This is a genomic window from Herbaspirillum camelliae, from assembly GCF_001929405.1.
GTDB classification, from domain to species: Bacteria; Pseudomonadota; Gammaproteobacteria; order Burkholderiales; family Burkholderiaceae_D; genus Herbaspirillum; species Herbaspirillum seropedicae.
Map to the genome: position 1 here is coordinate 3708031 of NZ_KV880769.1, position 21808 is coordinate 3729838.

Annotated in this window: 18 protein-coding genes and 1 pseudogene; 3 read left to right on the plus strand and 16 right to left on the minus strand. The window is 57.0% G+C overall.

What is annotated here, in order from left to right:
• The coding region (locus BGK68_RS16600; protein WP_075257991.1) for a DDE-type integrase/transposase/recombinase at positions 1-516 on the minus strand (516 nt) is incomplete at its 3' end.
• 41 nt (positions 517-557) lie between these two features.
• Positions 558-872, minus strand: coding sequence for a transposase (locus BGK68_RS16605; protein WP_017455550.1), 315 nt, complete (start codon positions 870-872; stop codon positions 558-560).
• A 416-nt stretch (positions 873-1288) separates the two neighbouring features.
• Between BGK68_RS16605 and BGK68_RS27570 the strand changes: the two genes are divergently transcribed.
• Entirely contained in the window at positions 1289-1645 is a 357-nt protein-coding gene (locus BGK68_RS27570; RefSeq protein WP_143433092.1) for a hypothetical protein, read from the plus strand.
• Positions 1646-2705: 1060 nt separating this feature from the next.
• Here BGK68_RS27570 and BGK68_RS16620 read toward each other — a convergent pair.
• From BGK68_RS16620 to BGK68_RS16640, 5 genes are all read right to left on the minus strand, one after another.
• Positions 2706-4730, minus strand: coding sequence for a beta-galactosidase (locus BGK68_RS16620; protein ID WP_075257994.1), 2025 nt, complete (start codon positions 4728-4730; stop codon positions 2706-2708).
• 62 nt (positions 4731-4792) lie between these two features.
• On the minus strand, positions 4793-5644 hold the full coding sequence (locus BGK68_RS16625) for a carbohydrate ABC transporter permease (RefSeq protein WP_075257995.1): 852 nt from the start codon (positions 5642-5644) through the stop codon (positions 4793-4795).
• A gap of 15 nt (positions 5645-5659) precedes the next feature.
• Positions 5660-6601, minus strand: a complete 942-nt coding sequence (locus tag BGK68_RS16630; protein ID WP_083657834.1) for a carbohydrate ABC transporter permease — start codon at positions 6599-6601, stop codon at positions 5660-5662.
• A gap of 21 nt (positions 6602-6622) precedes the next feature.
• Positions 6623-7858: an ABC transporter substrate-binding protein gene (locus tag BGK68_RS16635; protein ID WP_075257996.1), complete on the minus strand. Its 1236-nt coding sequence runs from the start codon at positions 7856-7858 to the stop codon at positions 6623-6625.
• Between the two features lie 23 nt (positions 7859-7881).
• Positions 7882-9042: an ABC transporter ATP-binding protein gene (locus tag BGK68_RS16640; protein ID WP_075257997.1), complete on the minus strand. Its 1161-nt coding sequence runs from the start codon at positions 9040-9042 to the stop codon at positions 7882-7884.
• Positions 9043-9289: 247 nt separating this feature from the next.
• Between BGK68_RS16640 and BGK68_RS16645 the strand changes: the two genes are divergently transcribed.
• On the plus strand, positions 9290-10318 hold the full coding sequence (locus BGK68_RS16645) for a LacI family DNA-binding transcriptional regulator (RefSeq protein ID WP_233149326.1): 1029 nt from the start codon (positions 9290-9292) through the stop codon (positions 10316-10318).
• Between the two features lie 39 nt (positions 10319-10357).
• On the opposite strand, the pseudogene BGK68_RS28350 reads toward BGK68_RS16645, so the two are convergent.
• Positions 10358-10545, minus strand: a pseudogene (locus BGK68_RS28350) (IS630 family transposase); the annotation flags it as partial.
• 772 nt (positions 10546-11317) lie between these two features.
• Between BGK68_RS28350 and BGK68_RS16655 the strand changes: the two are divergent.
• The gene (locus BGK68_RS16655; RefSeq protein WP_075257999.1) at positions 11318-13372 is read left to right on the plus strand and encodes a putative bifunctional diguanylate cyclase/phosphodiesterase; all 2055 of its coding nucleotides are present in this window, start codon (positions 11318-11320) and stop codon (positions 13370-13372) included.
• 318 nt (positions 13373-13690) lie between these two features.
• On the opposite strand, the gene BGK68_RS16660 is transcribed toward BGK68_RS16655, so the two are convergent.
• The 8 genes from BGK68_RS16660 to BGK68_RS16700 all read right to left on the minus strand — a co-directional run bounded on the left by BGK68_RS16660 (position 13691) and on the right by BGK68_RS16700 (position 21730).
• The gene (locus BGK68_RS16660) at positions 13691-15970 is read right to left on the minus strand and encodes a helicase-related protein (RefSeq protein WP_075258000.1); all 2280 of its coding nucleotides are present in this window, start codon (positions 15968-15970) and stop codon (positions 13691-13693) included.
• Positions 15971-16076: 106 nt separating this feature from the next.
• Positions 16077-16388 (minus strand): hypothetical protein, encoded by a 312-nt coding sequence (locus tag BGK68_RS16665; RefSeq protein WP_075258001.1) that lies wholly within the window; start codon positions 16386-16388, stop codon positions 16077-16079.
• 103 nt (positions 16389-16491) lie between these two features.
• Positions 16492-17601: a DUF6094 domain-containing protein gene (locus tag BGK68_RS16670; protein WP_075258002.1), complete on the minus strand. Its 1110-nt coding sequence runs from the start codon at positions 17599-17601 to the stop codon at positions 16492-16494.
• Between the two features lie 68 nt (positions 17602-17669).
• Positions 17670-18320 carry a hypothetical protein gene (locus BGK68_RS16675; RefSeq protein WP_075258003.1) on the minus strand — a complete coding sequence of 217 codons (651 nt, stop codon included), beginning with the start codon at positions 18318-18320 and terminating at the stop codon, positions 17670-17672.
• 90 nt (positions 18321-18410) lie between these two features.
• Positions 18411-18752, minus strand: coding sequence for a hypothetical protein (locus BGK68_RS16680; protein WP_075258004.1), 342 nt, complete (start codon positions 18750-18752; stop codon positions 18411-18413).
• 545 nt (positions 18753-19297) lie between these two features.
• A complete protein-coding gene (locus BGK68_RS16690; protein ID WP_075258005.1) occupies positions 19298-19909 on the minus strand; it encodes a DUF3275 family protein in 612 nt (203 codons plus the stop codon).
• A gap of 112 nt (positions 19910-20021) precedes the next feature.
• Positions 20022-20576, minus strand: a complete 555-nt coding sequence (locus tag BGK68_RS16695; RefSeq protein WP_075258006.1) for an STY4534 family ICE replication protein — start codon at positions 20574-20576, stop codon at positions 20022-20024.
• 311 nt (positions 20577-20887) lie between these two features.
• Positions 20888-21730: a phosphoadenosine phosphosulfate reductase domain-containing protein gene (locus BGK68_RS16700; RefSeq protein ID WP_075258007.1), complete on the minus strand. Its 843-nt coding sequence runs from the start codon at positions 21728-21730 to the stop codon at positions 20888-20890.
• Positions 21731-21808 lie beyond the last annotated feature (78 nt).

The following is a 21808-nucleotide window of genomic DNA, read 5'->3' on the forward strand; positions in this document are numbered from 1 at the left end:
GAACACCAAGCCGTTATCTGAGCGCAGCAAGAACGGCGCCGTCACGCGACCCAGTGAGCCATAACGCGCGATCAGCGCTTGCTCCAAGGCCGACTCTGCCGTCTTCGACTTGCCCGAACGCGACAGATGCCAGCCCAGTAATTCCCGCGTGTGGCAATCAATCACCAAGGCTAGCACCGCCCAGCCATCTCGCCCTGTCCAGATCCGACACAGATCGGTTGCCCAGCGCTGGTCTGGTCCTGTGGCTACCGACGGCAAGGCCTTCACCCTGGGCCGGAAACCAATAGGACGCTTCTTGACCTGCCAACCTTTGATCTGGAAGATCCTCTGCACCGTGTTCTTATTGAACCCGAGCAGGCCAGCCACCGTGCGATAGCCGAAGGACGGCTCTTCCAGGATCATCTTGCGAATGGGTTCGGCAAAGCGCTCCTGCACCTTGGGCTCAGCCTTCACCGGCTTGTAGTAAGCGCTGCGCCTGGCAATCCCAAACCACGCGCATATCTTGCTGACAGCCACATCGAAACCGTCTTGTTTGAGTCCCTGGCGGATGGTCTCGATTACTTGTCTTCCTCGCCCAACAGGGACGCCAATTTTTTTCTGGCGCGCAGCTCCAGCATGGCTTCTCCGTAGGCTTCCTGCAGCTCCTTGAGTTGCCGCTCGTACTGTTCTCTCACATCCAGCGGCTTGGCGCGCAGGGCGTTCTCCATCCCTTTGCGGCCTTCATCGACCCATTCTTCGATCTCGGATGGCGGGATATCAAACGACCGGCTAGCCTCGGCTACCGTCGTCTTTCCCTGGATGATTTCCATCACCAGCGCCGCTTTGCGCTTGGCTGTCCAACGTTTGAATTCTTCTTCCATGACCTTGCTCATTTTGATTCCCTTTTAGGATTATCTACTGAGCAGGTTTTTAGTGGGTCATTACATGGACGTACTATCACGAAGATACTGGTGCCTGTAAAAACCAACTTGGACGCTGGCGATCTGCGCAGCCTTATAGAGCTTATCTTCCATGTTTCGTCCCTTCTGATCTGCTACGATCTCCAGGGTGCCGGCGATGTAGCTGTCGACATCGGCAGCGGGCACTCCTCCCAAAAGAATTGAGCGGTAGCCTGCTTCACTTTTGCGGCACTCAATTTCAACCCAGTAGGGCGACTGCTGCTCAATGGCGATGGCAATGACTAACGCGGTCCGGAAGACAAGATGCGGTGGCGGCGACCCGCAGCGCCTTGGTCCTGGTGAACGTATCGCCAGCTTCTGCCTGGAAGCTTTGCCTGCTCAGGAGATCCTTGCCTGAAGAAGAACTACCAGACGTTGAGGTTGCCGCGGCGCCCGTGTCGGTTGGCTGCAGTTCCTGCCAAAAAATTCACGCTGTCGATCTTATTGGCCTTCCTGAGATCTTCCAGTGCAGTCAAAAGATGGTCGAATCTCTTCTCCGCTTTGCGATTGATTACTTCCGCAATGCCTCAATCAACAGCATCTGTTGTATTTCCAGGAGTACCGGTGGATATTTTTCCTGCCTGATATCCGCAGGACGCTCCGGTGGACGATATGTCTGGCTCAGCTTCTTGACCATCTTCTCGGTCTTCGGCTCCTTCAACCATCCCCAATCGGAAGCGCTGAAATTGACCAGAGTTGTGGCCTGAGTTGGATAGATGTTGCTTTCTACTTCGTGTGGTCGTTGCTCGCCGTTCCTTAATACTGTTTGTTTCTTTTGGTATGGTTTGGGAAGGTCAGTGTGAACCTGATTTTCGGCCGTATCGCCACTGTTCATTTGTCCGTGGACAATTACGGGGGACCCACTCTGGCCACGCGAGCCTGCTGATCTCTGTGACAAGAAACTTCGGATGGGAAATTTTTTACCCATCTTCGTAATAGCTCCATTCGCGTAAATTGAAGCAGTGAACCTCCATCTTGAACAACTCGTCCGTTTCTTTGAAGGGAATCTTGGCGCTTGCGTACCAATTTGGCTTGGTGTCTGGAGCGGTTCGCTCCCGTAGGGTTTCAGAATAGAGTTGATTGACGCACACGCCTGCGTATTCATCGAAGTTATAGAGGGCCACCCAACAAGCTAATGGATCGTTCAGATTCGTGTGCAACACGATATTCCACTTGCCATCCGGGGTAATTTCGGATCGCAGTCATGACTTCAAGTCGTTTTCGGTCATCAGAGTCATCTCTTTGGTGTCACTCCACCTTCCTGTGCAAAACGCGTTGGCCATCATGCATAGAAGGCCTTGAAGATTGTCGTTCTAGGAAAGATGTAGGTGACATCCCCAGAGGTGTAGACGAAGCACCTTGATTTCTTCATCGCCCACGAGATCACGGAATATTCGAATTTATTGAGCAGGCGGTATTCCCCTCTGGTCCATTTGCGTGGAGGAGGGAGTGCCTGCCAAAGTGTGATTTCTTGGCCGTGAGCTTCACCGCCTGGCATTTCTATGAGTGTCGAGCTCGTTGGCAAATCACCCACGTGCACGCGATTCTTATAAATATCGCCGATTCGCAGTACCGGAAGAGCTCCGGCCAAGATTCGAGGATGCCACGGAAGAATTTCTGGCTCAAATAAGTGTTAACGCAATTTCTAAATGAGCGTTAATAGGGGGCATGCCGGGATAAAGTCCGAACTGACACATAAGCGAAAAAGTGTTTAAGATCAGCTTCTTTATGTCTGCAACGGCATAAAGAAAGTCTTTGCAGAGAGTTTTAATTCCTTGATTGCCAAAGCTTGGAATACCCTTCTTCGGTACCTTGGACCAGAATTTCTACCTCACCAGGTTGGAGTTCGATTATTCCACCCTGGAGTCGGTCTCCGGAAATTGCGCTTACATAGTCGCCCTTTGGAATCGACAACACTTTTGAGTCTTTCGAAAGATTTAGGATGAAACGCAAAGACCGACCTTCAGTGCTTCTCGTAGTTACTTCGACCCCCTCCGGTACATTAAGCTGGAAATCGATACCAGCCTCCGACGCGATGCGCCGCAGGAGCGCTCGATTTGCATCCGCGTCCAAGATGGTACCGATGTAATAAACGGAACCTGCGCAGACTACGTTTCGCGTAATGGCTGCTCGATCCGCGAAATATTCGCTCTCGTACGTGGCTATTGTCTCCGCCGTCACAGGAGTAAGGACGTCACACCACTGGCTGCAAGAATACGCCTGATCATTTTGTAGCAATATCTTTTGCGTGTCCTTTCCCACTGGATCATATTCGTCAACATACACGCCGGCCAGCTCCGTTAGGAGATTCGGAAGCCGGTTGGGAAGACATACGTTGTTCATGTTCTTCACACCTGTACGCGTGGTCAAAACAAGCTTGCCGCCATTGCTGACATATTCTCGCAGCTTGTCCGCAATCTCGTCATTAATGAGATAAAGCATTGGCGCGATAACTAGCTTGTAGCCCTGGAAATCACTTCGCCAGTTGAGCACATCGGTGCTAACCCCCATGCTCATCAGTCCGGTATGCAGGCTCTTGAAGTTCGTGAGGTAATCGAAGCCATCTGCCTGAGGTTGAATCTGAAAGGCGTTGAGCTGCTCGTGAGAGAAGAGCATGGCGACGTCGTTATCCAACGTCGTGCCCTCAAGCAGAGGAGCGAGCCTGTTCACCTCTTCACTAAACTGGACAAACTCTTTGTATCGGCGGCCAGGTTCACCATGGTGGTCGAGCAGTCCATGCCAGAATTGCTCTGCGCCGATACGCGCCGAACGCCAGCGGAACTGAACAATTGTGTCCGCGCCGCGCGACACGCTTTGCCACGCGTAAGCCCGAATCATTCCGGGGAACGGAGTGCGCGACATCGGATACCAGCATCCCGGAGTACCGCTGAGTTGCTCCATTACCCAGAAGTTTTTCTGCTTGACGCCACGCGTGAGATCGAGCGTCAATGCTCCGTGGTACATCCGCGACTTCGAATCGTCGAGAAGGTCAGTCGCGGGGTAGTAGTCGACAGAAGCAAAGTCCATGCTGTCGAACATGTCATAGTAATCAGCCGAGACCGGATAGCCCCAGAGATTGTGCGTCACGAACTTGCCGGGGCTGTTCTCTCGGAGGAGTGCGGCCTGGAATCGATTGAAGTCGGCAACAGTGTCAGATGAGAAACGTCGGAAGTCGAGCAGGAAGGAAGGGTTAAGAAACGGCGAACCACCAAGCGGCGTTTTCACCTGTGCCCAATCACTGTATTCGCCACTCCAGACGACGGTTCCCCACTCACGGTTCAGCTCTGGAAGTGTTTTGTACTTCTCCTGCAGCCAGCTCCGAAACTTTCGTGTGCAATTTTCGCAGTGGCAGTCATTCGCTGCTAGCTCGTTATCAGTTTGCCAGCCGATTACAGCCGGATTCGAGCCGTAGTGCTGAGTGAGCTTCTCGATGATCCGAGCGCCGTATTTACGCAGAGAGGGGCTATTGTAACAACGGTGAAGGCGAACGCCCGCATAATGAGTATGTCCTTTGTTGTCGACCGGGAGTACGTCGGGATAGTCAGTGGTCAACCAAACCGGCGGAGTGGCCGTAGGCGTCCCGAGTACGACTTCCAGCCCTTGGCCTGAGAGCACAGCAATCGCACGGTCCAACCAGTCGAAGTCGAATTGACCTTCGGTTGGTTCGAGCCTGGACCAGGCGAATTCCGCAAGACGAACTATTTTAATTCCTGCCTCGCGCATTTGCCGCGCGTCTTGCTCCCACATCGCGACATCCCAGTGCTCGGGGTAGTAGTCAACACCAACTTTCATGAAGTTATTCCTTTTGTGAATGTTATGAGTGCACGACGTTCTGCGAGTCCAAAACGAGTGCTTTAGCCTTTCGTAGCACCGAACGTTAAGCCAGCGACGAAATGTTTTTGCATTGCGAAGAAGACCGCCACCGATGGAATAGCAGCAAGTAAGGAGCCGGCCGACACGAGGTTCCAGGCAGTAGTCCACTGCCCCTTGAGCGCAGAGACGCCCACTGTTATTGGTGCTGCATCGTCACCTGTAGTTAGGCAAAGTGCCCAGAAGTAGTCGTTCCAGACGAACGTGAAAACAAGAATTCCCAACGCGGCCAATGCAGGGGCAATCAACGGCAGGATGATTTGGTAAAACAACTGCCATTCGCTGGCACCTTCTATGCGGGCAGCCTCGATAAGCTCGTACGGAAGCTCTTTGATGAAGTTGCGCAGGAACAAAGTACAGAAGCCCGTTTGGAACGACACATGGAAAAGAATCAATCCCTCGACTGTGTTGAACAGCCCAAGATTGAGCGTCAGTTGACGCACTGGAATCATCAGAACCTGAATGGGCACGAAGTTTCCTACGACAAAGATTCCGAGGAGAGTGCCGTTGCCCTTGAACGGATAAGTTGCCAGTGCGAACCCAGCCATCGCAGATAATGCGATGGCTCCCAAGACCGACGGAACTGTGATGAGGAAACTGTTCAAGAAATAGTGCAACATTGGCGAGCCGACGAGCACTGTCTTGTAGTTCTCGAACAAAGCTAGCCCATGGGGCACCCCCCAATAGTTGCCTGTCATTAGGTCTTCAGAGGAGCGCACTGATGTTAGAAGAACGGCGAGGAGCGGCAAGAGCCAAATCACAAGGGCAATGGGCAGTGAAGCCTTGTATGCTAAACGCCCAGCGGGACTCCATTTGCTTACGGGGGTCGGATACATATCAATTTTCCTTCTTTATCGCTCAGCGTGGAGAAGTCTGCGCAGCTGATACACGATGAACACCAGCATGATGAGAAACAGCACGACAGCGATTGCAGCCGAATAGCCATAACGGAAGTACTTGATAGCCTGGTCGTACATGAAGTAGGCAAGAACCGTCGAGCTATCGAACGGACCGCCTTCGGTCATGGTTGAAATCAGGTCGAAACTTCGCAATGCACCAATAATCGTGAGCACGACGGACATGAATGTTGCGGGACGCAACTGTGGTAACACAACGTGCCACAGGAGGGCCCAGCCTGATGCCCCTTCCATTCTGCCAGCCTCGATAACCTCTGAATTGATGCTCGTTAGATTCGTCAAATACAGCAGCATGCAGAAAGGAATTTGCGGCCACAACGCTGCGGCGATGACACCGAATGTTGCGTAGTTTTCATTTCCGAGAACGGGAATACCGTGACCAACGAACACTTTTAAGAGACCAAACGCAGGATCGTAGAACCAGCTGAACACGAGGCCGACAACCACTCCTGATAACACAAAGGGAGAAAAGAACAGCGACTTCACCAGACGCATGCCTTTAATGCTCTGATTCAGGTAGAGCGCGATGGCCAGGCCGATAGGCGGCGCGAGCAGAAAAAACAGCAACCACAACACATTGTTCTTCAGTGCTACATAGAACGTGTCGGTGTGGAACAGTTCGACGTAGTTCGCAATGCCAATGAAGGTCCTCTCGCTCATGCCATCCCACTTATAGAAGCTCAGTACTATGCTGCTGAAGATCGGATAAATCACATAGATGCCGAACATCACGCATGCGGGCAACAGAAACAGTATTGCTGCCCGTTTGCGTCTTGTAGCAAGTTGCGCCGACGCCCCCCTCCGTTGCGAGTGTGCCGAATCTTTCTTCAAGCCAACGTGCGATTCATCCTGCACCAACTTGCCCGTCTGAACCATAGTCATTTCAAACCCCGCTAATCAGGACTTGTTGTAGATGCGCTTGCGCGTCTTCTCAAGGTCACCAAGAATGACGTCGAGTTTCGACGGGTCCGTAATAAACCGTTGCATCCCCTTCATTCCCTCATCGGCCATTTCTTTGGTCATGTCGCGGTCATAGAATTGTGCGACCCCGCCCGTGGTCTTCGAGAGAATCCGGAAGCCAATCTTCGCAACCGGATCCTCCGGCATTGCCGCCTGGTTATTGGCTGGCAGTGTACCCAACCCCTTAGCAAGTTCTCCATTGATATCGGAGCGACCGATGAAGGCGAGAAACTTACGCGCGTCGGCTTTGTTCGCCGCACGCGCGGGGATATTAAGACACTCCACGGAACCATCTTCTGCGGGCGCAATTTTCGGGTCGATGGTCGGGAAACGAAAAAAACCCGTTTGCAGCTTCGTGTTGGGCGGCAGTCCAGGAGACAGAAACGTACCCATTAGCATCATCGCAGCATGGCCTTGACTGTAGATGGGCTGGACGGAATCAAGGCTGTACGACAGCGGGTTGTCGATGAAGTATTTGTTGTCGATCAGCGTCTTCCACGCGTTGTATACCTTCTTGACACGAGCGTCGGTATAGGCAATATCACCCTTCATCAGTTGCATGTGGAATTCGTAACCATTGATGCGCAAATCGAGGTAGTCGAACCATGCTGCCAATGTCCACGAGTCGCGTCCGCCCACTGCGATAGGCGCGATACCTGCGGCTTTAAGCTTTTTGCATGCATCAAGAAACTCCTCCCAGGTTTTTGGCTCTTCCTTGATACCAACCTTTTCAAAGAGATCCTTTCTGTAATAGATGCCCCACGCGAAATACTGCGTGGGCATTGCATATTGCTTGCCGTTGAATGACGATGGGGTCTTAAGCGACGCGAACAGCACATCCCAGTTGTTTTTCTGCCAATCAGAAGAGAGGTCTTCGAGCAGGCCGCGCTTAGCGTAGTAAGCCATGCGCTCGCCTTCGTGCCAGTTGATCACGTCCGGCGCCACCGAAGAAAGCCAACCTGGAAGCTGCACCTTATAGGCCTCTTCTTCGACGAATGCGACTTTCGGCGTGACGTCCGGGTTTGTCTTTTGAAATTCTTGAATCAACCGCTCCCACACCGCACGTGTTTCAGCACCTTTGAATGCAATATTCAGTTGGAGCGTTCCCGCATTGGCAACGCTGATGCAAGAGAGGGTAACCCCCAGGATTGAGAGTACGAGCAGACGTTTCATTGTTGTCTCCAGATATTTTATTATTAACGTTTCGGCACTGCGCGGCCGTCGGCGGTGAACAAGTGGCAGGATTTGGAATGGAAATGAAGCGCGATAGGCGCACCTACTTTATAGTTCGTATCACCGGCTTGTTTTGCGATGATGATGGTTTGATCGCGGTCTTCGACGTGTACATAACTGTGCTCGCCAAGCCGTTCCACGAGAGTCACATTGCGAAGAAAAACCTGCGTGTCTCTGTGAACCGTATGTCCATTTTCCTCATTTGCTGAACTGAGGCTGGAAACGTCAGCGAAATGTTCGGGTCGAATCCCGAATTGCACTGGCTGACCTACTTTCAAAGAGGCGCCGTCGACGCTCGCCGAGACTATTTCGTTGGTCCTCTCCAACTTAACGCTTGCACCCTCGTCGTTAATTGCCATGACGGAGCCATCCAGGATGTTCATCTTTGGGCTACCGATGAACTCTGCAACAAATCGGCTATTCGGACGATGGTAGAGATCAAGCGGCGAGCCGACCTGAGCGATGCTGCCGAAGCACTCGGCATCCTTACCGGCACGCAGCAGGACGATTTTGTCGCCGAGTGTCATAGCCTCAACCTGATCGTGCGTCACATAGACCGTACTAGCACGCGCGAATTGGCGGTGAAGCTTGGCAATTTCGACGCGTGTTTGCCCGCGAAGCATTGTGTCGAGATTCGAAAGCGGTTCATCGAACAGAAAAACACCGGGTTCACGCACGATGGCGCGGCCGATCGAGACACGTTGCCGCTGTCCGCCGGAGAGTGCCACAGGCTTGCGCTTGAGCAATGGCTCTAACTGCAATATCTTCGCCGCGCCGTTGACCTTGCGGGCTATCTCGTCTACCGACACGCCTGCGAGCTTCAGCCCAAATCCGAGATTTTGCTCAACGGTCATGTGGGGAAAGAGCGCGTAGCTCTGGAAAACCATCGCCACGCCTCGTTTGGATGGGGGAACAGCGTTCACGATCCGGCCGCCGATATGCACATCCCCGGAAGTCGCATCCTCAAGGCCCGCAATTATGCGGAGCAGCGTCGATTTTCCGCATCCAGATGGTCCGAGGAAAACGCAAAACTCGTTCTCCCCGATATCAAGATCAATGTTGCGCAGCACAGGCGTGTGTTCTCCAAATGATTTTTCCACGCCTTTCAATGCAATGGCTACCATGTCTCCTCCTATTTGATTTAACGTTACATCATCCGGATACAAAAAAAAGGCCTACGGCCTTCTCCGGAGCAAATTACGTTCTTTTTTTCAGTAATACTATCCACTATCGCTGACAGGTGCAATAGGACTTTCATTAATCATTTGGTTTACGTGGCTATAAGGAACGGTTGTATTATTTCGTTGAAAACTTGCCCCATCCACTCAAACAAGCCTGCTCCCTATGAACGGTAAACCATTCGCGCAGTCCGTGACCATCAAAGACGTTGCAGAGTACGCTGGCGTGTCGGTGATGACCGTATCCAACGTACTTCGCAGCCGAGGACGGGTAAGCGAAGAGACGCGTCAGCGAGTGCTTGGCGCGGTAGAGCGCCAAGGTTACCGACCTAATCTGAACGCACGTGCGCTTGTTGAGAGAAGATCGCCGACACTTGCCCTAATGCTCAGTTGCATCACGAATCCGTTCTACCCTGAGTTCGCGCTCGCGGCGAATCTCTCTGCGCTTAAGCACGAGCGTCATCTACTCGTTTGCAACACGGACCACGAGGTCGACCGCGGTATGAGTTTTCTGGAGCAGGTCGCAGGCTCGCTTTCTGACGGTGTGCTAGTCGCAAATTACTCCGATCCGCCGCTCGCTGAGCTACGATTACTCCAGAGTCGAGGTATTCCCGTTGCCATTTCGGTTTGGGAGTTACCGGACGAACCACCAGGTGTTCCGTGCGTGACGTTCGACGCGAAAGGTGCTGCCCGGCTTGCCGTAGAGCATCTGGTCGGGCTTGGGCATCTTCGTATCGGCGCAGTTATCGGTAGCTCGAAACAGGGCATACACCGGGCGCGCTATGCTGGTTTTCGAGAAGCCATGGCTGAATCGAAAGTCAGGTGCCTGAAAGCTGACGAACGGTTTACTGGCGACTCGTTCGATGCAGGATATGCGGCCGCGAAGAATCTGCTGACGGCTCGCCCAGATTTAACGGCAATATTCGTCTCGAATGATCTTCCGGCACTTGGCGTGCTGAACGCAGCGTTAGATCTCGGCTACTTGATCCCTAAAAACCTATCTGTGGTGAGTATCACCGATATTCAGCCTGCTCGCCAATCGCGACCGGGCTTGACGACCGTCGCAATTCCGACGGCCGAGATGGCGGAGAAAGGGATTGCACTGCTTATTGAACTCATGGCGGGTCGCGCCTCTGAGACAACGGTGGTCCAGGCGTCGGCCCCCAAATTAATTATTCGAGGCTCAACTGGGTCGGCAGCGGTGGCTCAACGTTGCACTTGATTCTTGCAGCCCCTTTGCGTCAATAATTGAGCGCTCCAGCTAGTGTTCCGTTCCGCTGATTCTCGTACAAAGTCTTTGTAGTTTTGCGAGGATGGAGTCAGCAGAAGCGGTCCATGTAAAGGTTTGCAATTCTCGTTTTAGTGGGATACGAATTGAGCGATACGCTTAATCAGTTGCTTGACCGAGCCAAACGAACCACGACGTATGGCCTGGCCGATGATTAGCGCTAAGATGGGACCGGCCAGCTTTTAGTTAAGCCAACGCTCGCAGTTCTTCCACCTAGCATTTCTCGCTCTTTTGCTTAAAAGATAACACGTTCTTAGCAAGAGAATGGGTTTTTCGTAACCCATGTCCTCAGCTAGAGGGACCCTACTTTGTCGTAGTGGATACCGACGTCACATACCTCGACGTGGCGCCGACGGTGAAGACGGGCATGCGTCCATGCCCGAAGCCTTACGGTACGTGACCACGACGCGGAAAGTCTTCATGGATCGGCTCCTTGGTTTAAGTCGTGCGATCTCGTCGTCATGAGCTCACGCATCTCGGAAACAACGCCGCCGGGTTCTATCGGGCGCGGGTATGAGCATCTGAATAGGGCTGGATGCTGGCTCATCTTTTATAGCTCGCTGCCCCGCCCCGTCGGGGAATGATCTGAATGGTGTCCTTTCATCGCAACCCGAAGAATACGTAAGGAGTCAACACATGACGATGGTAAAATAAACGTGAAGGCATAAACGCGGTTTTATAATCGATCTTCCTCAATGTATATGGCAGACAATGCTCCCTCTAGTGGGGAACGCGCATGATTTGGTTGGCGTGAATGGCCTGATCCTAGATCGTGGGGCAGCATGTCGAACCGAGGTTGTTGATACCGTCAGACGAGGTAATTTTTGCAATTTTTTACCGGGAGCCTGAATTCTGACGATCGCCTGCCGATAACAGTCTCTGACACCCGATTAATCCTAGTGACACCCGTTTGCTTGAAGCCGAGAGTCCCGAATGAATCCTGTCAGCGATGCCCGTCTCGGGGCCGCCGTGTCTGAAATGTCCCTTTGTGCCATCTATCTGCTCTCCGCAGACGGGCGGGTGCTGAGCTGGAATCGGGGCGCACGGCAGATTAAGGGCTGGGAGGAGCGAGATATCACGGGGCTTCATTTTTCCGTCTTCTATGACGATAAAGAAAGGGAAGCGCAGGTGCCGGATGCCAACTTGGCAATTGCACGTGAGCGAGGGGGGTATTCTGGCGAGGGCTGGCGTTTGCGCCGTGACGGTAGTGTCTTCCGAGCGTCGGTGGAGATTGAGTATCTTCATCCGCGAGATGGCGATCCGGCCGCCTTTATTAAGATTGTCCGCGACATATCGCGCAATTATGCGGAACGGACGGCGCTCAATAGCGCATTGGCTGCCGTCAGAAAGAATGAGGTTGAACTTGCCAGTATCAGTCAGCTTCTCGACGAGGTATTCAGCCACACCCCTTGCGGCCTTATCCTGTGCGATGCGCATTCCGGGGCTATTCTCCGAACGAACCCGGCAGCGACGCAGTTGACCTGGATAAAGGGTTTGATTGTTGGCGCTAACTTCCGTTCCGGTCCGATGACGAAGCTACCCGATAACCTCTTAGGTTTTTTCAGTCGAGGCCTTGACTTGCTTGACGGCAAAAGTCTCTGTGAAACGCTTTCTTCAGCAGATGGGGAGCCCGAATTCTCGCTCAGGTTAACCGCCGAGCGGCTCACGGTAGGGTCGGCTAGGGATATCGTGTTGTTTACGCTGCTGGACATATCGACCGAATACCAGGCCGCAGTTCAAGCCAGGCACCAGGCACTTCATGACCCGCTGACAGGTTTGCTCAACCGGCGTGGGTTAATGTCGTCGCTTGGTGAATTTCTGGCAACAGAAACAGCGTGTACCGTCATGATATTCGATATTGACCGATTTAAGAGTGTCAATGACGTGCTGGGTCATCCGGTAGGCGACGCTCTTCTGCAGGAAGCATCAGTCCGCCTTCTGGAGGTTTTGCGTGACGGGGACATTCTTGCGCGGACAGGCGGTGATGAATTTGTGGCGGTGTGTCCAGGCATAAAATCATTGGAAATCGGCGGTGACATCGCCTCGCGCTTGAGTAACGCATTGCGGAAACCTTTTGTTTTCAACGAAAAAAAGGTCATTTCCGGGTGTAGCATCGGTGGGGTTATTTATGTTGGCGGATCCTCTGACGTAGAGGACATACTTGCCGCTGCCGACATTGCGCTGTATGAGGCCAAATCTTCGGGGCGTAACCGCTACACGTTTTATACGGACGTACTGGCTTCGAAGGCAGCCGAGCGGTTCAGTCTAGAAAATGATCTTCGGAACGCAGTGCCAAACGGTGAGTTGCAGTTGTTCTACCAGCCTATCGTTGACAGCATTTCGGAGTGCGTGGTGGCTTACGAGGCTCTGCTGCGTTGGCATCACCCGGTCAGAGGCGAGGTACCTCCCTCTGTGTTTATACCGCTGGCCGAAGAAACCGGTCTTATCCACGACATAGGCGCATTTGCGTTGAACCTGGCATGCAGCGAGGTCGCAGGCTGGCTTGAGGGGGAAAGGGTGGCGGTCAACCTTTCACCTCGGCAATTTAGGGATCCGCAACTGGCCGAACGAGTGAAACAGGCCCTTGAACACAGCGGTTTGCCTCCGGACAGGCTTGAGCTTGAAATCACGGAGTCTGCTCTTCTAGAAAATGAGGGAGATAACTACCGCGTCATTCAGGAGTTCAAGGCCATGGGCATTCACATCGTCCTTGATGATTTTGGCATCGGATTTTCCTCTTTGAGTTACTTACGAACGAGTCTGTTTAGTAAAATCAAGATCGACCGCTCTTTTATACATGATCTGCATTCCGACGCCGGGGCAACGGCGATAGTCGGCGCCGTTCTTAAGCTGTGCCAGCAACTTGGGTTGGATGTCACGGCTGAAGGTGTGGAAAAGCCGGAGCAGGCTGAATGGCTCAGGACCTACGGCTGTTCTCAATTTCAAGGTTATCTGTTCGGTTTCCCGGCCCCTTACAAGGGGGCGTAACTCACATATCCATGTGTGAGTTGTTGTTGACAACTTCTGCGGTTTGACGTTCGATCATTGCTTGCATGGTGGGTCATGCATGGACCTTTGTAGTGGCACTCGGTTCACTCGAACCGCTCATCCGTGCGTCGCGTAACTCGTCCTTCTTCCTTCAACACGTCTAGCCTCAGGTGGATACCGATGGTATTGGCTGGCTGGGTGTTGTGAAAGGCTGCTTGTAGAAAGAAACGATGCGTCCATGCCCGCGAGGGGCATGGACGCGTCGATTAGGAGAGGAGAGAAACGGCGGGCAGAGAGCCGCCGCGATAAGCTTGGAGATCAGGCAGTGACCAACTGGCGGGCCAGTGCGACCTCGACGGAATCCCCATCCGGGTTGAGCACATCCAGCCCGGACTCGGGCACGTCTCCCGACGTGCTTTGGGACACGAGGATCTTCTTGGCCATCAGCGCCAGGCAGGTCATCTGCGAGGAAGCGGCGTAGCCGAGGTAGATCACGCGCACGGGTTGTTTCTGCCCGATGCGCCAGGAGCGACGTGCCGCCTGTTGGAGGCTATATACGTTGTAGCCAGACTGCATGAACACAATCGTGGGGAAGTCCAGCAAGTCCAATCCCGTCTTGACCAGCTCAGGATTGGTGATGAGCACGTCGATGCCACGGTCCAGTTGCTCAGCAATCCAGTCTTCGCGACGGCTGGCGTCCACGCTCGCGCGCAGCACCGCCACCCGAAAGCCTTCCTGCTCCAGCAGCATCTTCAACCGGCTCGTGGTATCCCGCGTGCCGGTATAGACCGAATACACCAGGGTCTTGCGACCCGCCTCCTTCTCCTGGCGGCAGATGTCGATCAGCTCGCGTTCCTTGGGCATGACTTCCAACTCGTTGAACTGAGCCGGGACATACGCCAGGGTGTTGCGCGTGCGCGGATGCACCACTGTTTCCGACCGGAAGCACGTATCCGGCCAGGCCAGCAGCACGTTGAGGACCACCCCGAGCAGCGTCGTGTCGCGCTTCGCCAAAGCTTGGCGCAACTCGGCCGTCAGCCGCCCGGACAGGTCGCGGTAGGCCGCGGCTTGCGCCGCGTCCATCGCCACCTCGCGGAACTCCTCGTCATACGGCGGCAGGACGTTGCCGCCGATGTCCTTGAGCTTGAGGAAGATTGTGAACGGCAGGATGCAGCGCAGCACCCCTTTCGGGCCAAAGCCCGGCGCCTTGACTGTCCGCACCGATACCTTGGTGCCCTTGGCCGTCTTGTGCGCGGTGCCGGTACTCTCGGAATAGATGTCCTTGAGGACACCGTGATCGCGCATGAACGCCATGGCTGCTGACGTCATGCTGCCGCTCTTGGTCGGGCGGTAGCCGTCTTCGATCATCCGTCCAGGCAAGGCGCGGAACAGCAGATAGAACAGGTCGTCGCCGTAGCCGCCCATCAGCGTGCCAGTGAGCAGCAACGTCTTGCGCGACTTCGCCGCCAACACGCCCATGGCCTGCCCTTGGGCGCTGCCACCGTTCTTGTACTCGTGCGCCTCGTCGGCGATGAGCAGGTCGAACGTGCCTTGCGGCAGGTAGCGTTTGATGAACTCCGAGGGTTGATAGCCGCCCTCGCCAAAGCCGAACTCCATGTTCGCCATCGCCCGTTCCATGCGCGTGGCCTGACGGTCGGAGAAAACCAGCTCGCCATCGCCATCCATCAAATTGATGAACTCGTGGATGTTGTCGCCCAGCATCGACGCCAGGAACGCATCGCCGAACTTCTGCATCAGCTTCTGCGCGGTGACGTCCCCGATGGTAGGGATACGCTTGAGCGCTTTGAGCACGGCGGAGGACTGGTCACTGGTGGACAAGCCCCTCGGGCGGATCAGCGTCCACAGCGGCGCGGCACAATGGCTGCACTTGCGGCGGTACTCCTCGGCTTCGAGTTCGATCGGGTTGACCGGCTCGCCGTCGAGGTCGGTGATGACGTGCCCGCAATCCGGGCACATGCCCACGTCGCCGTCGCGGGTGCGCCGCCGGGTGAAGACGGGTTTCCAGTGGAAGCCCATCCGCATCCGCACGCGGCCCAGGACGAAGAACTCCTGACCGGACGGCTGCACACCGAGCTGCTCGCGCAGCTTGATGAGCTTGACCAGCGTGTCCGGGCCATTGAGCACCCAGACCTTGGCGCCAGCCACCGTCTCCTGGATCTCGCGCCGCCACTTGTAGACCAAGTGCGGCGGTGAGAGGACCAGCGTGCGGCGGTAGCCTTCGGCGTTGAGGACGGCAGCGGTGGCAATGCCGACGGTGGTTTTGCCGCAGCCCATCTCGCCGTTGACGACCGCAGCGCGTTCGCCACGGTCGATCAGCAGCTCGGCGGCGGCATGGACCACCTCGGCCTGTGCCGGGAACAGCTTGCGCTTGAGGCTGGCGACGATGAGCTGGCGGTGTGCCTGCGGCGTGCCGGAGTAAACCGGCGGATTGGCGCGGTTGAGGGAATCGAGCAGTTCGTCGCCGAACTCGGCAACGAAGTCCTGAAGGCTCAGGGTGAGCGGAGAAGGTTCTGCGTCGAGCAGTTCGCCCTGCACGGGCGAGGTCTGGGCGACGAGGGTTTCGGGATCAAGGGACATGGTGATGCTCCAGATGAAAATGGGGCATGCACCACCCCCACGGGGCGATGGCATGCCCCGGTGTGGGAAGAGAAGAACGGCGCGTGGCCGTCGTGCGTGGAGAGGATCAGTACTCGCTGTGCAGCAGCAGCGTGGTGACGTTGCGATCCCATTCGGTAATGATCCAGAGCGTCAGGTCGGGCTCGACCTGGTAGGACGAGAACAGGCGATCCTCGCCGGACTTCAACGCGGCGTCGTTCTGGCGCCGGTCGCTGTCGTCGAGGTCGCCCCAGTCGCCATGGAGATGGCGAAGCAGGAACGGCGCGGGGTTGAGCCGGCCCTGCCGGACCAGTTCATCGACGCCGCAGGTCATGACCATCTGGCCGGGCGAGAAGCGCCGGTTCGAGGTCAGGGCGATGGGAGATGCTTGGGTTGCCATGGTGTGCTCCTTGGAGAATGAAGGGGCCACGGCACCCCAGCGGGGTGGTAGACCCCGGTTGGGTGGATGAGAGCGACGGCGAGCCGTCGTGGGTGAACCGCGATCAGCGGATGGTGAGGACCTCGCCCCGTGTGGGCGAACCGGGTGTCATGTCCCAGGCGCGAATGACGGGGACGAACTTGTCGGTGAGGATGCGGGTCTCGGCCACGGAGCCGTCGTCGCACTCGGTGAACTCCTGCTGGAGAGTCTTCTCCTTGTGAGTGTCTCCTTTGACGACGAGCACGCGACCATTCCTGGAGCGCACCACGCCGGAGATCGCGCCCGCGGCCAGAGCCAGGGCGAGATGCCAGTGCGACAACGCACGTGCCGGAGGCCGCAGCGCTTTTTGCGCGGCGCCCAGGTGCGTGTCCACGGACGGCCAGAGCCCTTGCAGCCGACCGACTTCATCGGCGAACTGCTCCGGTTCCATCGTCACGCGGTAGAAGTGCTCCGGCTCGGCCTGAGCCGCAGGGACGGTATACGGCAGGAACGGCCATTCGCTCGGCAGTTCCTCGGCTGCGGCATCGCCTTGCCCGATCTGCAACAGCAGACCGCGCGTGGCCTTGACCGCATCCGATGCCTGGTCGCGCTGGCGGATGCGCCGACCGAAGATCACCACCTGCCGGAACTGCTTGTCCACCGCCTGGTAGATGCGCAGCTCGGCGAAGTGCCGGGTCAACCAACCGACCAGCTCAGCGTCGAGCACGTAGGACGGCACGATGAAGACCAGCACGCCGCCGTATTGCAGCAGCGGCAAGCTGCGCTGGTAGAACAGCTTCTCCAGCCGGGCACGGCCCTGACCCTGGTAGCCGATGTTGCCGTTGACGTCCTTGCTCAGGTCGCCATACGGTGGGTTCAGCCACAGCAAGCCGAAGGCCTGGCGGGAGATCAGCGTATCCATCAGGTCGCCGTGGATGCAGTGGTCGACCAGACTGCGGGCATGGCGTGACCGCTCGGCGTCGTACTCGACTGCGAAGGCCTTGGCCTGCTCGCGCCCGAGGACATGGGCGGCTTCGGCGATCGCCACGCCTTCGCCGGCGCACGGATCGATGATGGACATGGGGCCGTTGGCAGGCGCCAGTGCGGACAGCACCCGCTCCAACGTCGGTTCATCGGTCGGGAAATAGCCGTTCTTGATGAAATTACGGGCAAGCCGCGGAAACATGAGAGCCATGGGATTTCTCCTGGAATGGGATGAAGGAAAGCGGGCATGTGCTGACGCACATGCCCGTGGTGAAGACTTCAGGCGACGTGCCGCAGGGGCGCGTTCGAGGCCAGCTCGTAGTCGGAGACGCCGAGCGCGCCTGTGCGGATCAGACCGCCGAGCGCGGTGGTCAGCGCCGGCACGTCGATGGCGAGCCGGTGACCCTCCAGCGGCCCAAGAGCGAACGGGAGGCCGGCCAGCATCTGGCGGGTTTGCAGCAGTTCCAGCACGGTCGCGCGCCAGTGGTCGAGCAGAGGCAACGGGCAGGTGTCCTGCACCAGCGTCCACAGCCGGTCGAGCCGGTACGTGGAATCGCGGGGCAGAAGCGCCAGGGCGCTGGCGTTGGCCTTGTCGGGCTGCACGCAGCGCTTGTCGAACAGCCACACATTGGAGAGCGACCCGAACAGCGTGCGCCGGTAGGCGCGCGTGGTTCGCTTCTCCAGGCGTTCGACGTTGCCGACGAACAGCGGCAGCGAGCCGCCTTCCGGGGTGATGACGTGGAACTGGTCCAATCCCTGCTCGTCGCGCCCGAGGGTGAGGCGTGCGAGGAACTCCTGAACGGCGGTGTCACGCGCCCAGATGGACAGGAAGATCAGATTGCCCTGATCGTCACCGACGCAGGCGTCGGCCATCAGGTCGGGGCACTCGTCGATGCGGTACAGCGGTTTGGATGAGGCGGAAGCAGGCATGGTGATGTCCTCGATAAAGAGAGAGCAGCACCGCCCGCCAGGGCAATGACTGCCCCGTGGGATGGATGAAAGAACGCGAATTACCTGGGATCAGAGTTCCCGTTCGGTGAAGGAACCGTCTGCCTGATGCTTGACGGTGCGATTGCCGGTATTCATTTCCTGGTCGCGCTCGGACTGGATGAACATGCTTTCTGGCACAACGATCTGAAAATGACGCAGAGCCTCGCGGTCGTAGTCGAGGTCATGGCCGAACGGATCTCTCTCGTGAAGGTTGCTGTACAGAAAATCGTCGTCCTCGACCATTGCCGTGTCGTCAATCAACTCGGCTGGCTTCTGGATCATCAGGAGGAAGTAACCCATCGGCCGATCCCAGCCGAGGATGACGGTGATGGGAAAGCCCTTGTTGGTCGTATCAAAGTAGTGCCGGCTCATGGTGAAGCTCCTAGGTGAAGTTGCCAGAGCTTCCCCATCGGGGAAGAACCCCGGCGGGTGTGTGGAAATGCCGTATGTACGGCGTGGGAACCGATGCTGGGATTTCAGTCCCAGTCGTCGTCTCGATCGCAACCGGCCGGGCAATATCCCAACTCGATCCCATGCGAGCAATAGCCGTTTTCAGAGTTCCAGCTCCGCGTCTCCTGCCGCTCGGCGGGTGTTGCTTAGCCCCATTCCTGAGCTATTTGCAGCGCTGTTGAGTGCTGGGATTCCGGAAATTGACTAACTTGCGCATCGATCTCCGAACTGAAACGCTCTACGTAGTAGTCGTAAGACAGTCCGCACCCTGCGTTAGCTTGCGTGGCCGCTCTCTCGCAGACAGTTCGCCACGCGGGTTCGTCCGACACAGGGCAGGTATCCCCGCCGAGGGCATTGGAAGTGGTCGCTGACATGATGGGGATGGGAGGCCTTAAGAAAAAGGCCGGAGTCCTTCCTGCGAGGAAGAACCCCGGCGGGCGGTGAACGTCGCCGAGGCGACGGAAAGATCAGGCAATGGCGAGGTGCCAGTCCTGGGACAGCGGCGCGAACTCGTAGCCCAGCACGCCGAGACGGTCGCGCTGCTCGCGCAGGACACGACGATCGACGGTAGCGTCGAGCTTGACGATCTCGCCCAGCGGCCAGAGGGTGCCGAACAGCGCTGCGTCGTCCGCCTCGGCCGAAGCCTCGGGGGACGCCACAGCCGGCTTGGAACCGAACGGCGTGGTGTCGACCAGCGGATCGCGCGGGCCGCGGGACTTCGCCTTGGCCGGAGCCTTGGGCGTTGTCGGTGCGGGAGCCTGCGCTTCCTCGTCGATCGGATCGACTTCCTGCGGGCTCAGTTGTCGGGCTTCGTCACCGCTCAGTTCGTCGATGTTGGAGAGCGTCATTCCGCCCAGCAGGGCGCGGATTTCGATGACCATGCGACCGTTGGCGGTGTACGTGGACGGGCGGATCTCGGCAATAGCGAAATCGCCCTCGTACTTGCCTTCGGCGTACTGGTCGAGTTCGGCGTTCTTCACAACGAACTCGCCGATGGAGGTCGCCAGGCGGCCGACGTTGAAGTCGCCGTTCCTGCCGTGGATGGTCTTGATGGCTAATTGGCCTGGGATGGTAATCATGGGAGGCTCCAGCGAATAAAGGACAGCCACTGGCCTTCGAGATGACCGACGATGGGGTGGCTGCGGGGAGAAGAACAAGGCCCCGGAGTGCGGGGCCTTGTGGATCAGCGGGTCAGAACGACTCGGCGGACTCCAGTGCGGAGGCCTCGACGTCAGCTTCAGCGGCCGGCGCGGGGGACGCCTGGGCCGGAGCTTCCTGCGGTGCGGGCGTTTCGGCAGAAGCCGGAACGTCGCTTTCGCGGTTGTCGGAGTCGGTCGGCTTGGACTCGGCTTTGTAGACGAGATCGCCATCGACCTTGATCCAGGAGATGAACAGCAGGCGGGCTTTGAAGCTCACCCCCTGCTCGCCGACGCGCTTTCCCTTGGTATAGGTGAAGACATCGGCCCAGAGGTCGCCGAGGCGAAAGCCGATCAAGACCTTCTTTTCGGCCTTGACCGCATCCTCGCAGCGGCGAACCAGGTGCTGTGCTTCGTTACCCGAAACGCGGGTGTCGAAGCGCACATACGAGACGTCATCGGTAGGACCGTTGAGCGCCGCGATGTCGCAGGCCAGGAAGGGGGAACCTTTCTTGGGCTTCACCTCGCGGATGCGATTGAGGTAGCCCAGACCGGTGATATGCAGGTCGAAAAAGGACTTTTCGTTGGAAGTGGTATTGGAAGTGGTCATGGTGAATCTCCTGAAGAACAAAGAAGCGGAGACACACCCGACCCAGGCGGGGAAGGTGTGGAACCCCCGCGTGGGTTGATGGAACAGCGATGGCATCACCATCGAAATCGACGGTCGTTCGCGCATGGATGCCGGTGCGAACTGGTTCGGTCACACGGGAGAACCGTGCGCAGCCTCGAAGACCGAAGGCTGCCTGGCATGTTGCTGACAACGTCAGCGGAACATGAAACGAGCGTGGCACGCCGGTCAGGGCGAGACCACTGGAAATCGGAAGCTGTATGCGCCCGCATTGGCGACACCAGCCTCGACCGTTAGTCGCCGCAGAAACAGGTAATCGGTTCTTCGCCGGCGTCGAACAGGTCGCCCTGGTTGGCTGCGAAGCGAGCTAGATCGGCGTAACTCGGGCCGTTGATGCGAAAGCGCGCGCCGCTGGGCTTGCTGGCAAGGTTCAGCGACTCCATGCGAATCCACCACACAGCCGCTTCCGGGCGGGCCTTGATGAGCGCCAGGCGCTGCCCGCGTGGTTTCAGGAAACACAGGTCGCAGTTGCCCTCGAGCGTGCGGCCGTTGATGGTCAGCAGTTCCAGGTCGAACGGCTGCGCTTGCCAGAAGGCCGTCACGTCGCGCACGGTCACGCCCGCCTCGGCCAGCGGCATGCACATGGTCTCGTGAGTAGATTCGGTGGAGTGACCGCGCGCGCGGATCTTGGCGACGCGCCGCTGCTCGTCGGCACGGATGCCGATGAACTGGTCCCATGTCGTCCAGCCCAGATGCCGCAGGAAGCGGTGCATCGGGCGAATCTTCAGCGAGGTGGTGCAGCCCCGTGCGACGGGATTGGGTAGGTACTGGCATTTGCGGATCAGCGCCTCGAAGGGCTCGCCCTCGCGACTGGCGCGCTGGAAATCGACCTGCACGAAGCCCGGTGCCTCCGGCTGGTATTCGAGCCAGTGGATAGGCACCATCCAGTGTGCAGCGCAGTTGCGCACAAAACGAAGCGTGCCTTCGACTTCCTTGCCCGTGTTGGCAAAGCAGACCGCGGTGTCGGCGGGCAAGCCATCGTTAGCCTGCAGGACGCGCCACAGCATGTAGGCGCTCGTGCGTCCACCACTGAAGCTGATGCAGGTGGGCTGGTCTATCTTGAACGGGTCGCGCATGCTCGTCTCCGGTGACATGCCGGCGGGCTGGCCGGCGAAGAAGGCCGTGTGGCCCGGAGACGAGTTCAGGCGCACGGC

Coding starts and splice junctions, on each gene's coding strand:
- BGK68_RS16680 (WP_075258004.1), bottom strand. CDS start 18,752: ATGAGCCGGCACTACTTTGATACGACCAACAAGGGCTTTCCCATCACC.
- BGK68_RS16675 (WP_075258003.1), bottom strand. CDS start 18,320: ATGCCTGCTTCCGCCTCATCCAAACCGCTGTACCGCATCGACGAGTGC.
- BGK68_RS16620 (WP_075257994.1), bottom strand. CDS start 4,730: ATGAAAGTTGGTGTTGACTACTACCCCGAGCACTGGGATGTCGCGATG.
- BGK68_RS16635 (WP_075257996.1), bottom strand. CDS start 7,858: ATGAAACGTCTGCTCGTACTCTCAATCCTGGGGGTTACCCTCTCTTGC.
- BGK68_RS16605 (WP_017455550.1), bottom strand. CDS start 872: ATGAGCAAGGTCATGGAAGAAGAATTCAAACGTTGGACAGCCAAGCGC.
- BGK68_RS16695 (WP_075258006.1), bottom strand. CDS start 20,576: ATGACCACTTCCAATACCACTTCCAACGAAAAGTCCTTTTTCGACCTG.
- BGK68_RS16660 (WP_075258000.1), bottom strand. CDS start 15,970: ATGTCCCTTGATCCCGAAACCCTCGTCGCCCAGACCTCGCCCGTGCAG.
- BGK68_RS16665 (WP_075258001.1), bottom strand. CDS start 16,388: ATGGCAACCCAAGCATCTCCCATCGCCCTGACCTCGAACCGGCGCTTC.
- BGK68_RS16670 (WP_075258002.1), bottom strand. CDS start 17,601: ATGGCTCTCATGTTTCCGCGGCTTGCCCGTAATTTCATCAAGAACGGC.
- BGK68_RS16630 (WP_083657834.1), bottom strand. CDS start 6,601: ATGGTTCAGACGGGCAAGTTGGTGCAGGATGAATCGCACGTTGGCTTG.
- BGK68_RS16690 (WP_075258005.1), bottom strand. CDS start 19,909: ATGATTACCATCCCAGGCCAATTAGCCATCAAGACCATCCACGGCAGG.
- BGK68_RS16625 (WP_075257995.1), bottom strand. CDS start 5,644: ATGTATCCGACCCCCGTAAGCAAATGGAGTCCCGCTGGGCGTTTAGCA.
- BGK68_RS16640 (WP_075257997.1), bottom strand. CDS start 9,042: ATGGTAGCCATTGCATTGAAAGGCGTGGAAAAATCATTTGGAGAACAC.
- BGK68_RS16700 (WP_075258007.1), bottom strand. CDS start 21,730: ATGCGCGACCCGTTCAAGATAGACCAGCCCACCTGCATCAGCTTCAGT.
- BGK68_RS16655 (WP_075257999.1), top strand. CDS start 11,318: ATGAATCCTGTCAGCGATGCCCGTCTCGGGGCCGCCGTGTCTGAAATG.